Source organism: Thermodesulfovibrionales bacterium (genome assembly GCA_035686305.1).
Taxonomy (GTDB): domain Bacteria; phylum Nitrospirota; class Thermodesulfovibrionia; order Thermodesulfovibrionales; family UBA9159; genus DASRZP01.
The window spans coordinates 16,265-30,582 of record DASRZP010000091.1 but is presented as its reverse complement, the minus strand read 5'-3'; the positions used below and the strand labels follow the sequence as shown (position 1 = coordinate 30,582).

Annotated in this window: 13 protein-coding genes; 3 read left to right on the top strand and 10 right to left on the bottom strand. The window is 50.7% G+C overall.

What is annotated here, in order from left to right; translation table 11 throughout:
• Positions 1 to 199 precede the first annotated feature (199 nt).
• On the top strand, positions 200 to 631 hold the full coding sequence (locus tag VFG09_10640; GenBank protein ID HET6515607.1) for a thioesterase family protein: 432 nt from the start codon (positions 200 to 202) through the stop codon (positions 629 to 631).
• Positions 632 to 695: 64 nt separating this feature from the next.
• Here the strand turns inward: VFG09_10640 and VFG09_10635 are convergent, their stop codons facing one another.
• The 10 genes from VFG09_10635 to VFG09_10590 all read right to left on the bottom strand — a co-directional run bounded on the left by VFG09_10635 (position 696) and on the right by VFG09_10590 (position 10,709).
• Positions 696 to 1,004: a hypothetical protein gene (locus tag VFG09_10635; GenBank protein HET6515606.1), complete on the bottom strand. Its 309-nt coding sequence runs from the start codon at positions 1,002 to 1,004 to the stop codon at positions 696 to 698.
• A gap of 219 nt (positions 1,005 to 1,223) precedes the next feature.
• Complete coding sequence (locus VFG09_10630) at positions 1,224 to 2,861, bottom strand: ABC transporter substrate-binding protein (GenBank protein ID HET6515605.1); 1,638 nt, start codon at positions 2,859 to 2,861, stop codon at positions 1,224 to 1,226.
• Between the two features lie 99 nt (positions 2,862 to 2,960).
• Complete coding sequence (locus VFG09_10625) at positions 2,961 to 4,010, bottom strand: AI-2E family transporter (protein HET6515604.1); 1,050 nt, start codon at positions 4,008 to 4,010, stop codon at positions 2,961 to 2,963.
• Complete coding sequence (locus VFG09_10620) at positions 3,997 to 4,662, bottom strand: gamma-glutamyl-gamma-aminobutyrate hydrolase family protein (protein HET6515603.1); 666 nt, start codon at positions 4,660 to 4,662, stop codon at positions 3,997 to 3,999. Before VFG09_10620 ends, VFG09_10625 begins: the two co-directional genes overlap by 14 nt.
• A complete protein-coding gene (locus VFG09_10615) occupies positions 4,652 to 6,247 on the bottom strand; it encodes a D-aminoacylase (protein HET6515602.1) in 1,596 nt (531 codons plus the stop codon). Before VFG09_10615 ends, VFG09_10620 begins: the two co-directional genes overlap by 11 nt.
• A gap of 62 nt (positions 6,248 to 6,309) precedes the next feature.
• Entirely contained in the window at positions 6,310 to 6,912 is a 603-nt protein-coding gene (locus tag VFG09_10610) for a CbiQ family ECF transporter T component (protein ID HET6515601.1), read from the bottom strand.
• 6 nt (positions 6,913 to 6,918) lie between these two features.
• Positions 6,919 to 8,133 carry an N-acetylmuramoyl-L-alanine amidase gene (locus VFG09_10605; GenBank protein HET6515600.1) on the bottom strand — a complete coding sequence of 405 codons (1,215 nt, stop codon included), beginning with the start codon at positions 8,131 to 8,133 and terminating at the stop codon, positions 6,919 to 6,921.
• On the bottom strand, positions 8,130 to 8,351 hold the full coding sequence (locus VFG09_10600) for a NifU family protein (protein HET6515599.1): 222 nt from the start codon (positions 8,349 to 8,351) through the stop codon (positions 8,130 to 8,132). The genes VFG09_10605 and VFG09_10600 overlap by 4 nt, the downstream gene beginning before the upstream one ends.
• A 237-nt stretch (positions 8,352 to 8,588) precedes the next feature.
• Positions 8,589 to 9,731: a molybdopterin-binding protein gene (locus tag VFG09_10595; protein HET6515598.1), complete on the bottom strand. Its 1,143-nt coding sequence runs from the start codon at positions 9,729 to 9,731 to the stop codon at positions 8,589 to 8,591.
• Between the two features lie 18 nt (positions 9,732 to 9,749).
• Positions 9,750 to 10,709, bottom strand: a complete 960-nt coding sequence (locus VFG09_10590) for an FmdE family protein (protein ID HET6515597.1) — start codon at positions 10,707 to 10,709, stop codon at positions 9,750 to 9,752.
• Between the two features lie 328 nt (positions 10,710 to 11,037).
• On the opposite strand from VFG09_10590, the gene VFG09_10585 reads away from it, so the two are divergent.
• On the top strand, positions 11,038 to 11,529 hold the full coding sequence (locus VFG09_10585; protein HET6515596.1) for an Hsp20/alpha crystallin family protein: 492 nt from the start codon (positions 11,038 to 11,040) through the stop codon (positions 11,527 to 11,529).
• A 123-nt stretch (positions 11,530 to 11,652) separates the two neighbouring features.
• Entirely contained in the window at positions 11,653 to 14,295 is a 2,643-nt protein-coding gene (polA, locus tag VFG09_10580) for a DNA polymerase I (GenBank protein ID HET6515595.1), read from the top strand.
• The last annotated feature ends 23 nt before the right edge of the window (positions 14,296 to 14,318 follow it).

Sequence of the window (14,318 nt, the reverse complement as noted above, 5' to 3'; positions counted from 1 at the left end):
AATAGTCTGCACATTCTTGGCCGTCATTCCCGCGAAGGCGGGAATCCACTTTGAACAGAATGGATGCCCGACTAAGGATCTCGGGCATGACCAATAATAGGGAGCACATCTGTAAATATTATTTTGAGACTGTTAATAATTGTACTTATTACAACTCAGATGGCATAATCATGTCAAATACTGAAGAAGGAAACCGAATATGAAAGAATCGTTGAAAGAAGGGCTTACTTTTGAGTTCAGATATACCGTTCCCGAAAATAAGACCGTTCCTTACCTTTACACAGAAGCGGAAGAATTTCAGGTCATGTCGAGGGTCTTTGCTACAGGATTTATGGTTGGGCTGTTTAAATGGGCATGTATCAGAGCTATCAAACCGTATTTGAACTACCCACAGGAGCAAACAGTAGGGATACATGTAAACTTCAGTCACACAGCGGCCACCCCTCCTGGACTTACCATAACGGTAAGGGGAAGACTCGATAAGATCCGGGGACGGAAGTTATCGTTCAGTATTGAGGCACATGATGGGATTGAAAAAATCTCAGAAGGAGCTCACGACAGGTTCATTATTTATTCCGAGAAATTCAATCGAAAAGTTGAGGAGAAAAAACGGGTTTCAAAAACTCCGTAGGTAGTGCCTACTTTTCAAGTCCTCCAGCAAACAAAATACCCCAATGGGAGGCTGTATATTTTTCTCACGGGGCATAACCGTGCATTCTTAACCTATGTCTTGCCATTTCTTTTTCTTCATCGCTAAATAAGTCGGCATACTTTGGCTGCAACACCAAGTGCTCAACCATTAAATCGAGTCTTCCACATTTCCAGAGTGCTGTAAAGCCATGCTCGGTATCATCTGATTGAAGCAACTTCTTTGCAACCTCTACCCCTCCCTGACCGCCGACCATCTGAAGAAAATATGCAGCCTTCTGAGTACAATCCCTGAGTGCATTCTGATAGACAGCAATCATTTCCCTGTGAAATTGATCCTCTAAATCATCCGACATAATTGATTATCTTCCTTCCCGTTGCACAAAACGATCTTCTTCGGGAAGGCAGGTTTGGTGAGAAGCCTTGTATCGCGATACCTTTGATGGTTGCCGACTGCCGCTGTATGCTCAATGCGGGAGGTCACTTACGATGAAGTCATCGAAGTACCTCATTGCCGGAATCTCATCGCCTGTACAGGGCTTCGATCCATGCCTGCCTTGCCATCGTTTGCAACGTTAGGGTCTTCCTTGCGTAATCTCTATCTCTGTCCCCTTGTCCATACTGTAAATAGGCTGCATTCTGTACCCTTTGACCCAGGACTGCCGCAGGGCATAGTCAGTCTTATGCCAGAAAAAGACCCAGGGCGCATCATCGACGATGATCTTCTCTGCCTTCTCGTAATAACGATTCTTCTCCTCCTCACTACCGGCCGTTTGTCCGAGATCAATCAGCCTGTCAACAGCGGGGTTTCTGTACCTCGTCCTGTTCCCTGCAGGCCCGATGTTGGACGAATGAAAAAGGGGGAAGAGGAAGTTCTCGGGATCGGGATAGTCTGCCCACCAGCTCAGCCAGAACATATCTGCCTCTCCCCTGTTGATCGCCTCCCTATATGCGCTCCATTCAAGCTGCTTTATCGCCGCGTTCATTCCTGCCCGTCTAATGTAAGACTGGATCAGTTCCGCCATATCCACGATTTCCTGGTCAGGAGTGACATAAATCTCTATGGTAATGCCCGACAGCCCTTCATGCCGTATCATCTCCCTCGCCTTTTCAGGATTATATTCATAAACCAGCGGTATCTCCCATTTCCGAAGCATGTCAGGGACGGGTCCCCTTGCGAGTCTTCCCCTCTTTTCATAGAAGGTATCGAGCACCTTCTTTCTGTCGATGGCGAGGTTCATGGCCTTCCTGACATTCCGATTATCAAAGGGCGGCCTCGAACAGTTCATCCCGAGGTAGTACGTATTGACACCCGTAATCGCCTCGATACGGTCTTTCCATTTCACGTCGTTCCGGTATTTCGCAATTCCCGAAGCCGGCACCGTAATGACGTCGAGATTCCCCAGTTCGAACTCTGTCATGACCGTCAGCTCTTCTGTTATGATGCGGTAGATGATGCCCGTGACCCTAGCTTTATTGCCGAAATAGTCTTCTCTCTTTTCAAGCCTCAGTTCCCTGTTCTGCAGCCATTCTTTAAGTATGAAGGGACCGGTACCGACAGGATGACTCGAAAAATCAGGTCCCCATCTTCTCACTTCTTCTTCAGGCACTACATAGGCAGGGGGCATGGTCAGGAGCAAGAGAAAAGGAGTGAAGGGCTTTTCGACGACGATTTCGAGGGTATAGTCATCTATCACCTTTACCCCTGACAGACCGCTCGCCTTTCCCTCCATAAAGGCCCTTGCCCCCGCGATCTTTTCAAGGACCCAGGTACTCGGAGAACGTGTCTTCGGATTCAATATCCTTTCGAAGGAGTACTTGAAGTCAGAAGCCTTCACCTCACGGCCATTCGAAAACCGAACACCCCTCATCAATCTGAAGGTATAGGTCAAACCGTCTTTCGATACACTCCACCTTTCTGCGATGTCGGGGACGACTGCAAGATTCTCGTCCAGTCTCACGAGTCCGTTAAAAAGCTTTGCAGAGATTGTGCCGCCGCTGACGTCGGTGATGAGTGCCGGATCGAGGGTCGACGGATTCGCAGGCAGTCTGTAGTAAACAGTGTCCTTCAGTCTATTTTGATAGGAACAGGAGAAGACAAAGAAAAGGGAAGGGAGGAGAAGGAGAACAAATATTTTGCCCGGGCTCAAGGATCCGAAGTATTTTCCCTTGTAACAGATCACGCGCCCTGCCGCGCCTTCGACACTCTTCACTGTGCGTCTCTGCCGGACAATCCCCTCACTTTCCGTGATGGCATGTACCGTCCGCGGACCTGAGGCCCTTGCCTCACAGATCCCCCGGGCTTCCTGCAGTCAAGCATCGGTGCCCCCTTCCATGGTTCTGAAGATTTCGAAGACCGACAGAAACAGGGCAAAGACGAGAGGCCCCATGATGAGTCCCAGGAGACCAAAAAACTTTATCCCTCCAAGGACCGTAAAGAAGATGATGACCGTGGGCATCTTTGTTCGCCCGCCGATTATCAGAGGTTTCAGGAGACTGTCCACCAAACTGATGATAAATATACCGATCAGTATGAGGGCGATCCCTTTCATATACGTACCTTCGTATAAGAGGATGACGCTGGCAGGCAGCCAGACGATCGCAGTCCCCAGTATCGGGACAAAAGAGGCGAGGGCCATGACGCTCCCCCAGAGCGCAGGCGGACCGATGTTAAGGAGAGCAAAGGCGATGCCGCCAAGAACGCCCTCCACCAGCGCCACGATGACTCCTCCGTAAATTGTCGAGACGATCATATCCTTGGTCTGGATGGCAAGCCTGTCCTTCTGGTCTTCTGAAAAGGGGAGATAATTTCTCAGTTTCGTGAGAAATCCGGGCCCATCCTTCAAGAGAAAGAAACTCGTGAAGAGCATGATGACAAAGTTGGCTGCCATACCGAGAATATTCGTAAAACCAGACGAAAGCTTGTCAACAATCGCCGTGCCGAACTTCCGGGCATTCTTTATGATAATGTCCTCTGCTGACGCGCCTTTGAGACCGACATAAGGCTGGATACGCTCGATAATGGTTATGATCCGACTGTCGGACTTGATCGCCTTCACGAACTCCACATCTTCCGTCCCCGCCCTTCCAATGACATCGCTCACCTCGTTCACAAGAGAGAACGAGATATACGAGAAGGGCCCAATAATCGAGACAACAATCAGTATGAGGGTGAGAAAAGACGCAATCGCCTTTACTTTGATAAACCTCAGGATGAAGGCATAAACAGGATAGAAAACAACGCAGAAGACCGTTGCCCACGCTATGGCCGTCAGGAAGGGCCGGAATATCTCGAATGCCAGGAATCCCAGAACGGCTATCATGAAGAGGACCATAAAGAGATAGAATCTATTTACCGGCATGTGCGCTCTCCACAAAGGACCTCAGCAGGTTCAGGGATGCGTCGTCATCGGAACGCTCAGGATGCCACTGTACACCGAGAAGGAAGGGATACCCGGGAAAGCACAGGGCCTCAACAAGGTGGTCTTCTGAAAAAGCGCACACATCAAGTCCCTTCCCCAGTTTCCTGACACCCTGATGGTGAGACGTGGCGACCATAAATCCCTCCTCCAGAAAGAAGATCCTTCCGACGACCCTGTGGAACCCTTTCCTGTGATCAATGGCTGCTTTGAACTGAGACTCCAGATCCTGGTAAAGATCACCACCGAGGGCGACATTGATCAGTTGCATGCCGTAGCAGATACCGAGCACAGGCTTTCCTTTCATCATGATAGCCCGCAACAGGGCAATTTCAAAGTCGGTTCTTTCTCTTGGTACGATCTTCACCGATGGGTGCGGTTCTTCTCCGAAATAAGATGGATCGATATCACCGCCGCCGGGGATGAGCAGACCGTCGACTCTTTCAGCAACAGAGGCAGGATCATTCCCGTCAGGAATGAGGAGCGGCAATCCACCTGCCCTCTCGATCCTTTCCGCATAGTGCCGTTTTGACCTGAAAAACTCCTCCTCCCGGTCGAGGGTGATACCAATGATAGGCCTATACTTACCTCCCATGCCGCAATACCCTTCCCGGCCTCCGACCCGTCTGAGATCCCTCCCACACAATCGGCGCACCGTTTACAAGGACGTAAATAACACCCTGAGGCTCAAGAAAAGGCTCTTCGAAGGTGGCCCGGTCAGTGATCCGGCTTTCGTCGAAAATGACGAGATCACCATAAAACCCTTCCTTTATCAGCCCCCTATCCCTGAGGCCAAAGGTGTCGGCAGGAAGCATGGTTGTCTTATGGATTGCCTCACTCATGCTGATTTCTTTCCCGTCCCTCGCATACCGTCCGATAAATCTCGGGAAGCTCCCGAAGCCCCTGGGATGAGGCTTACCCTTCCTGGTCGGTCCGTGTGTTGAACGCGCAGAACTGTCTGAACCGATCATGAGGTAGGGCTCAGCAAGAAATCTCCTGAGATTGTCTTCGTTCATGGAATGGAAGATAGCACCAACCCTGAGTCTCTCTTCAATGAGGACGTCGAACAGAAGATCGATAGGCTCCATCCCCTTCTTCTCAGCAAGAAGGGAGAGTCGTTCCCCCTCCATCCATTTATTTGATTCTCTGTTCACCGACGAGACCGTGATCCTATCCCAATAATCCACGGAAGGATGGCATGAAAGGATTTCGCCTTTTATCTTCGCCCTCACCTCCCTGTTGGTGAGTCTCTTCAACTCTTCTTCCGAGCCTCCCGCATAGGTCCACGAGGGCAGGACAGCGTCGAGATCAGTCGAAGCTGCAGTATAGGGATATCTGTCAGCGGTCACCTTCAAACCTTCATCCCGTGCGCTCCGGATGGCATAAAGGACGTCATCGATCTTATGCCAGTTCTCCTTACCACCGGTCTTGATGTGGGATATATGCACGGCTATCCCCGATTCCCTTCCTATTTTCATCGTCTCACCGATCGCCTCTATCACCCCATCCCCTTCACTCCGCATATGAGAGGTGTAGATGAGATGTGCAACGCCTTTCGATAGAAAGATCAACTCATCGGTCTCCGCATACACGCCGGGCGGATAGATCAGGCCTGTCGAAATGCCGAAGGCCCCCTGCTGAACTGCCTCTTTGAGGAGAGAGCACATCCGCTCCGACTCGCGGTTGTCAGGACGCCTGTCATCATATCCGACGACTGAGGCCCTCAGATTTCCGTGACCGGTAAGTGTCGCAAAATTGATAGCGAGTCCGCGGCTTTCAAGAATCTCAAAGTATTCATTGAACGTTGACCACCGTTCCCTTATTCCGAGCTCCTTCAGGTCTTTCTCCCGATGGCTGGCGGCCTCGCCGTAGAGAGGCGCCGCCGATAGTCCACAATTGCCGTTAATCTCTGTCGTGACACCCTGAAGCACCTTTCCTTCGGCCCGGCTGTCCGCAAGCAACGTGAATTCTGAATGGGCATGGGTATCGATAAAGCCGGGGGAGACGGAGAGGCCTTCGGCGTCGATAACGGTCCCGACCTTCCCATGATTTCTGTCTCGCTGAAAGGAGACGCAGGCGATTCGGCCCACGGCAATAGCAATGTCAGCCTCAAAGGCTTCACTGCCCGAGCCGTCATAGACTTTGCCTCCCCGGATGAGAACATCAATATCTTGTTTCATGAAGCTGTGCTTAGGGTAAAGATAAGATTGAGGTCATGTATCTCTCAGCTGTAACCTCAACCTTAACCGGCCTTCTCGCTCTCTCCGATAAAGAACCGCTCAGGTGTCCGAATGCTTTCTATGAATACGGGCATCATGAATGTCACCATATGCCCCATTCGGTTACGAAACCCCCGAATGTTCATGTTTTCCCTCTCTTCGCGGTAAGTCTTTGAGAGGTGGGCAGTCAACAGGGGGAATGATTTCATGGTTAACCCCATAATCGCGAAGAACTCCTTAACCGGGATACCGGTTTTTTCGAGAGGGCCGAGCAGTCTGTCCATACCCGAGATCATCTCGTCGACGGAGAGGACCGACGTGATGATCTTTGCTCCATAGATCATCGAAAATACCCTCAACGTCCTGATTTCGGCGATAGCCAGCCCCTCATCGGTAATCGAAAAGATCCCGTTGTCATACAGTATCCTGCCATGATGGAAAAAGAGATTGCCGCAAAAGGTAAAGACAAGGAAGAGGCAGATCGGAATAAACCCTCCCCTGACCCGTCCAAAGGGGATGAAGAGGAGGAAGAACGAAACAGAGGCCGCCACAGCAGTGTGATAGAAAAGGCTGGAGACAAAAAAAAGGCTGGCCGCCAACAGAACATAGAGAACAATGAGGACCATCGATTGTTACCTTTTTCTGGAATAGGCGATCTTTTGCGCGGAAGGCTTGGAAGAAGCGATCTTTTGGGTGGGAGACAATGATGAAAGGTATATTTTAATACCCGAGGCAATCGAATTTGCAAGGGCCAAGCGGTATGATTCTGTCGAGAGCAGTTTTTCCTCCTCAGGGTTGCTGATGAAGGAGACTTCAGTAAGGATCGACGGCATCTCTATTCCGAAGAGGACAAAAAAGAGCGCTCCCTTCACGCCAAGGTTAGCCGTTCTCTTGTGCACCTTCGAAACATCCGTATAAAGCGCGTTCTGAACATAATTTGCGAGGGCAACCGACTCTTCATTGTTATGCTGCCTCCTGAGATCGCTCTTTATGATATCGAGCTCATTGTCTCTCCGGAATTTCTCCATCCGGTCCTTCATGGTCCTGACCGAAATGTAGTTCTCCCTTGCCGAAACCCGAATCGCCTCTTCCTGGTTTGTCCAGTTGAGAAGGTAGGTCTCTATTCCCCGCGCAGCCCTATTGGGACTCGCGTTCGCATGGATCGATACGAAGAGGTCGGCATCTCTTTTCATGGCCATGGCCGTCCTTTCAGGGAGGGGGATAAAGACATCTGTCTCCCGGGTAAGAACGATTTCGAGGTTCGGCTCTGCGGCGAGCAGTTCTCTCACCTTCAGCGCTATGTCGAGGACAACATCCTTCTCCTGCAGACCGTTCCTGCCAATGGCGCCAGAGTCATGGCCGCCGTGTCCGGGATCGAGGACGATCACCTTCCTCGAAAGGACCACCCTTTCTGCAGGCCTCTTCGCGTACACATCAATGATAAGCTTGTTCGGATCATCCAGGTAAAAGGCCTTATAGTTTTCGATAGTTTCGAGATCAAGGACAATCCTAACGGTGTCACCGTCAAACTGCCCTGCCCTGATAACCCTTAGGGTACCGTCGCCCACAGGGAGCCTTGTCTTTATTTCCCTGGTTATTTTCGCATGCCTGAGATCAAAGTAAAGCCTGTCAGGATTCGAGAGGCGGTTTTTGGTAAACTCAACGGGACTGGACAGCTCGACAACTACCCTCGTGTAGCCCTGAGAAGACCAGGAACGTATGTCCTTGACCGAAACCTTTTCAGCTGCTTCGACAAGTGAGAGACAAAATGAAAAAAGGGATAGGCTCACCAGGACAAAAAAGAGGAAGAAATGGCTGATCTCTTTTCTGTGCGTGATGTTCTTCATACTGTCTGTACGGAGGTTATCTCAGGGATATCTTTCTTGATATTGGACTCGACCCAGTTCTTCATCGTGAGATAAGACATGGGACAGGTGCTGCAGCTCCCTTTGAGCCTCACGTAAAGCACGTCGCCCTTAATGTCCACAAGCTCTATATCACCGCCTTCAGACTTGAGACCGTACCTGATTTTCTCAAGTACCTCTTCAACTTTCTCTCTTAACACAGTGTCTCCCTGTGTTAATCATAACGAAAACGCGTCGGTTTTTGCAATGGGAAGATTTTCACCATTCACCATTCGTCAGACTTCTTTGAATTAAGACCGAAATCCAGAATCTCAAATCTCAGTTCCTTTTGTGCTTTTGCAAAGCGTTTTGTCTTATACTCAGTCAATAGGACGATCATAAGCGAAAAAGAGAGAGAATAGGCTATAGTCAAGCGTAAGAGGGCTATTATCAGCATTTTACGTTCCGAAAGGGCAAACAGGGAACGTGCATTCCCCGCAATCGAGACAGAGCCCTCCATGGCCGAGTTCCGCAAGCTCTCTCCTCCCTATCCATTCACTCGCGAGCACCCTAGGAAGGATAAGATCGAAGACCGTGGTCTTATGGTACATGCCGCACGCCGGGATGCCAAGCAAAGGGATGAGCCCTGCGGAGCAGGAGTCCGAAAATTCAGAGCTTCCTTGTTGTGGCAATGGAGAAGTCTTGTCTGCTGAAGGCGCAACCGGCACATATGCTATCAGGAACATGGCCCCCGGCAGAACCGCAGAGCCATAGGTCATGCCAACCGCACCGAGTCTCCTCACAGCAAAACGTGTAACGTCGTCGGGGTCAACGGACATTCCTCCTGTCGTGATGAGAAGGTCTGCGCCTGCAGACAGCAATTCCCTTAATCTTGCCTCGATAAACCCCTCATCATCCGGGGCATAGTAAATCCCGACAACCTCGCCGTCGAAGTCTCTTATCTTCTTCTCGACGACCGGCGCAAAGGCATCCTTGATTCTTCCGTGATAGACTTCGTTCCCTGTAATGACGACGCCTGCCCTCGGTCTCCTCATTTCTTTCACTTCGATGATGCCTTGTCCCTTTCGTGCCACTGAGACAGCCTCCTCAACGATCCTTTTCTTGAGCACGAGGGGAATGGCTCTTGTCCCTGCAACGATCCGGCCTTTCGTAACAACGGTATTATTATGCATCGTAGCACACATTGCGTCGCCGAGCATGTTGAACTCAAGGAGAAGGTCCTTGTTAACCTTCAGGAGACCGTCCTTCGCTGCAACGATGTTGATTTTTCCTTCCTTCGGTTCTCCCTGGATTTCGACGCCGCGCCCCATGAGTGCAGATGCGAGCAAACGGGCCGCGTCGTCTTCATGCATCTCGTCATCGGAGAGCGTCAAAATAAAAAGGTGTTCCTTCCCGAGTCTCTGAAGGTAGCAGATATCCTCCTCCCTGACAATCTGCCCTCTCTTGAAGGCCCTGCCCTTGAATTCATCCTTCCTTATTTCCGTGATATCGTGTGCCAGAACCTTCCCCACCGCCTCATGGAGCGGAATGGTCATGATGCCTGCCTTCATCTTGCCTTCGCCGGAATGGGTGTCACACATAGAGGACTCCTTGCCTGTTCAACGGAAGAGTCTCCTGAATTTGGCATCAACAACATCCCGTATGCCTTCATCCATCATTCTATACCTTCCGAGAAGATCTCTCGCCTCCTTCGTCAGCGAAGCTCCTCCACCATTTCTGCCGCCTGCCTTTCGCTCAACCAATTTCATATCGAGCCGTTCTTCCATTGACTTGATATAACTCCATGCCTTCCGGTAGGAGATACCGATCTCTTTGGCAGCCTGGCTGATGGAACCATGGGCGTCGATTGCCCGGAGCAAGAACTCTCTGCCCCGTCCGAAGACCGGCTCACCATCAACTTCAATCCACAATTTTGACCTGATTTCGATGCCGTTATGACTTTTCTGCATAACGGAGGCCGATAAAAAATGACTCCTTGCAGTGTAGTATCCGCCATCTGCGCAGGCCCTGCAGACAACCCTTCCACCTTGACGGGTCTCTCTCATATCCTGGACCCATTCCCCGCAGAGGTCGCATTTTACCCGCCTAAGGGGTCTTCCCGGCATATCCTCAGGGTTCAGTGGGACGTCCACCTCCATTACGTCGAAGAGATCTTCGTCAGCCATCATTTTGTATGCCTCAAGTTGCGCCAGGTATTTATTGTCGATCCCGGGGAAACGCTCCCTCGCCCGATCTCTCGTGCCCTCCTTTGCGATGACCCTTATACTCATCCCTGTCTTGAGATTTACGAAGGTCGCCGCCATCTTTCCATAGTCAAGAAACTTCATCGTCCTGTGACCGAGAGTGCAGCCCGTTACAGACTGAATTGCATCAGTGGCGCATCTGTCCATCTCGACAAAGACCATAAGGTTCTTCCTGTCAGTCCCCTTCGGATCGCTGATGCCGGCTCCCCTGAGGCCAAGGAGCGACATCCTCACCCCAAGCACCTGCCCCGGACAGAGGTGGCCATGGATTTTCACCGATTCCTCAAGCAGCAGATTAAACCCTCCTCTTTCCATGTACTTATAATGATACTACATCCGCGAAAAATGTAAACCCAGGAAAATGGATGGTCACCTGAATGAAGGCCTCTCGTGAACCCATATGCTATTGATATTATGCGCTTTTAGCGAACCCTGTCACAGCCATGCTATTGCCTCCAGCGGCATAAAGCAAAAAGGAGAAAAGGCTGCAGGAGTTCAAGCTTTTTCGATTAGACATACAAAAGCAGATCATTTTTGTCCTTGTTATTCATTTCTTGCCAAAAAACGGAGAAATCTCGAAAATTCCGCTTTTGCAATTTCACCCTCTTCATTCTAGATTGAAAGTATAGAAGGGAGGTATGACATGAAAGGGACTAAAGAACTAATCAAGACCGAGAAACCTTTGGCGCTGTCTCCTTTTGAAGAGCTCGAGAGAATGGAAAGATGGTTCGAAGACCTGTGGTCAAGACCGTTTTCGCTCTTCCGTGCCCCTGCATGGCCGGGTTCGCGCACGGCAGAACTTGAACAGATTTCACCTTCCGTTGATATTTACGACGAAGGGAACGAGCTTGTAGTGAAGGCTGACGTGCCGGGCGTCAAGAAGGAAGACCTTGACCTTAATGTTCACGAAAACTACCTGACGATCTTGGGACACAAGAGGAAAGAAGAGAAGGTTGAAAGAGAGGATTACTACCGATTTGAGCGCTCATACGGTTCCTTCACCCGCAGGTTTGAATTGCCTGAAGGTATGGATACGGAGAAGATAAAGGCACATTTTGAAAACGGGGTGCTCGAAGTCAGGATCCCCAGGTCTGAAGAGACAGCAAAGAAGTCCAAGAAAATCACTATTGAATAAGGTTTCTCCAGCTCCCCGGAAAAACACCGGGGAGTTTTTTTGTCTCTGCACACGAGTGTATCCACGCAGCGGCTATGCCCTCCCCGCGTTCCCCATTTGGTATGAATTGCGGTATAATCTCCCATGAACCTCTACCTCATTGACGGAAATTCCTATGTCTACCGTGCCTTTTATGCCATAAAGGGACTAACAAACTCAAAGGGCTTTCCGACGAATGCCATCTTCGGATTTACGAATATGCTCCTCAAGATCATCAGGGAGAAACAGCCCGATGGAATCATTGTCTCCTTCGATTCTCCCGTACTGACTGAGAGACACAGGATCTTTGAAGCATACAAGGCGCGCAGACCCGAGACGCCTGGAGATCTTGTACTGCAGCTGCCTCATGTACGCAGGGTAATCTCGGCCTTCAAAATCAAGATTTTTGAGCAGCCCGGGTATGAAGCAGACGACCTGCTGGCCACCATAGCACTCAAGGCAGCAAAGGAGGGCGCAAAGGTCTTCATAGTCACTTCCGACAAAGATATGCTCCAGATCGTCGGTGACGGGGTGAAGGTCTACGACCCCGTCAAGGACAGGATCCTCGACGCCGAACATGTGAAAGAACGATTCGGTGTCGGCCCCGAGCGGGTGGCAGAGTTTATGGCGCTCACCGGTGATGCCGTCGACAACATTCCGGGAATAAAAGGGATCGGCGAGAAGTCGGCGAGAGAACTTTTGGTCAATTCGGGGGATCTCGAAGAGATCCTGAATCATCCGGAGACGATCCAGAAGGAGAAACTGAGGAACCTTATAGCCGAAAACGCCGAGGTTGCAAGGATATCGAGACGGCTCGCGACGATAAACACTTCGATACCGCTCGATGTGAGGCTCCAGGAATTCAGACTCAGGGAACCTGATTGGGCAGCACTCCTTTCCCTCTTCAGGGAGTTTGAGTTCGGAAGCCTCATGAAACTCATCCCCACGGCAAAGCGCGAAACAACCTTTGAGACTGTCTCTTCCCTTGATTCCTTACGGGACGTTGCCTCTTCCCTTCGCCCGCAATTTGCTTTTGACGTCGAAGCGACCGGCAGGGACCCTCGCACAGACAGGGTTGTCGGCCTCTCGATCTGCAGTTCAAGAGAGCATGCCTACTACATACCTCTGGATCATGCCTACCCCGACAAACCCGAGCAACCTGATAAAAAAGAGTCCTTTGCGATCCTGGCAGCCTCCTTCGGGGATGAAGAGATATCCAAGATCGGTCACAATCTGAAATACGATATGGCGATGCTGGGGCGCGAGGGACTCATGGTCAAGGGAAGACTCTATGACACCATGCTCGCCTCTTATCTTCTGAATCCGAACAAGCCGAACCACAGCCTTGAAGATGTCGCCTTCGAGTATCTTTCCTATCGCAAGAGGTCATTCCAGGAGGTCCTCGGGAAAAGGACCTCTTTTGCCGAAGTCCCTGTTGACGAGGCCACAGACTATTCCGCAGAAGATGCGGCTCTGGCCTTCGAACTCAAGGAACTCCTCTTCGAAAGGGTGAAGAACGAGGGGATGGAGAAGCTCTATTTTGAGATAGAGATGCCCCTTCTTCATATTCTTATGGGGATCGAAGAGGCCGGTTTTAAGGTCGACGACGCCAGGCTGAAGGAAATCTCAAATGAGCTCGCCAGGGAGATTGACGCAATCCAGCGACGGGTCTATTTCCTTGCCGGCGAGGAATTCAACATTAATTCACCGAAACAGCTAAGCAGGGTCTTGTTCCAGACTCTTGGGTTGAAGCCCAGGAAAAGGACGAAGACCGGCTTTTCTACCGAAGTAGGAGTTCTTGAGGATCTGGCAACCGAGCACGGGATTCCAAGGGAGATACTGGATTACCGGAGTCTCAGCAAGCTGAAGTCCACCTATACCGACGTCCTTCCCCAACTCATAGACCCTGCCACAGGCCGGATCCATACATCCTTCAACCAAACAGGAACCGCAACGGGCAGGCTGAGCAGCAGTGAGCCGAACCTTCAGAATATACCCATCCGGGGTGAGTGGGGAAAGCGGATCAGGGAGGCCTTCATCGCTGAGGAAGGTAATGTTTTGGTTTCAGCAGACTACTCTCAGATCGAGCTGAGGCTCCTTGCCCATATGAGCGGCGACAGGGGGCTGATCGATGCATTCCTTTCCGGAGTCGATGTCCATACACGGACTGCCTCGGAGATTTTTGGAGTAACCATGGATAGCGTAACCTCAGATATGCGACGGGTCGCAAAGACCGTAAACTTCGGTATTGTTTATGGCATCTCGCCCTTCGGGCTGTCTGAAGCCTTAGACATCACCCCTGAAAATGCGAAAAGATATATTACCGGTTATTTTGAAAAACATCCCGGTGTGAAGTCTTACATTGAACAATCCCTCCACAATGCCCGTCAAAAAGGATATGTCGCGACGCTCGTCGGGAGGAAAAGGGCCGTCCCCGAGATGAAGAGCAGCAATGCGAATACAAGGGCCCAGGGTGAGCGTCTCGCTATCAACTCTCCCTTACAAGGGACGGCTGCCGACATCATTAAGATTGCCATGATACGAATCTCAAAGACTCTCCGGGAAGAGATGCTGAAGACCAGGCTGATCCTCCAGGTCCACGATGAACTTGTTTTCGAGACGCCTGAGGGAGAGATTGAATGGGCAAGAGAGATGATCCGTGAAGGGATGGAAGGAGCCGCGGATTTGACAGTCCCTCTGAAAGTCGATATTGGTCATGGGAAAAACTGGGTAGAGTGCAAAGAATAGTTCTCCCATCTGGTAATCGGATA

Bases quoted from the DNA above. Each gene is read 5' to 3' on its own strand.
- VFG09_10595 (HET6515598.1), bottom strand. From the start codon at position 9,731: ATGTGTGACACCCATTCCGGCGAAGGCAAGATGAAGGCAGGCATCATG.
- VFG09_10605 (HET6515600.1), bottom strand. From the start codon at position 8,133: ATGAAGAACATCACGCACAGAAAAGAGATCAGCCATTTCTTCCTCTTT.
- VFG09_10610 (HET6515601.1), bottom strand. From the start codon at position 6,912: ATGGTCCTCATTGTTCTCTATGTTCTGTTGGCGGCCAGCCTTTTTTTT.
- VFG09_10585 (HET6515596.1), top strand. From the start codon at position 11,038: ATGAAAGGGACTAAAGAACTAATCAAGACCGAGAAACCTTTGGCGCTG.
- VFG09_10620 (HET6515603.1), bottom strand. From the start codon at position 4,662: ATGGGAGGTAAGTATAGGCCTATCATTGGTATCACCCTCGACCGGGAG.
- polA (HET6515595.1), top strand. From the start codon at position 11,653: ATGAACCTCTACCTCATTGACGGAAATTCCTATGTCTACCGTGCCTTT.
- VFG09_10590 (HET6515597.1), bottom strand. From the start codon at position 10,709: ATGGAAAGAGGAGGGTTTAATCTGCTGCTTGAGGAATCGGTGAAAATC.
- VFG09_10615 (HET6515602.1), bottom strand. From the start codon at position 6,247: ATGAAACAAGATATTGATGTTCTCATCCGGGGAGGCAAAGTCTATGAC.
- VFG09_10635 (HET6515606.1), bottom strand. From the start codon at position 1,004: ATGTCGGATGATTTAGAGGATCAATTTCACAGGGAAATGATTGCTGTC.
- VFG09_10640 (HET6515607.1), top strand. From the start codon at position 200: ATGAAAGAATCGTTGAAAGAAGGGCTTACTTTTGAGTTCAGATATACC.
- VFG09_10625 (HET6515604.1), bottom strand. From the start codon at position 4,010: ATGCCGGTAAATAGATTCTATCTCTTTATGGTCCTCTTCATGATAGCC.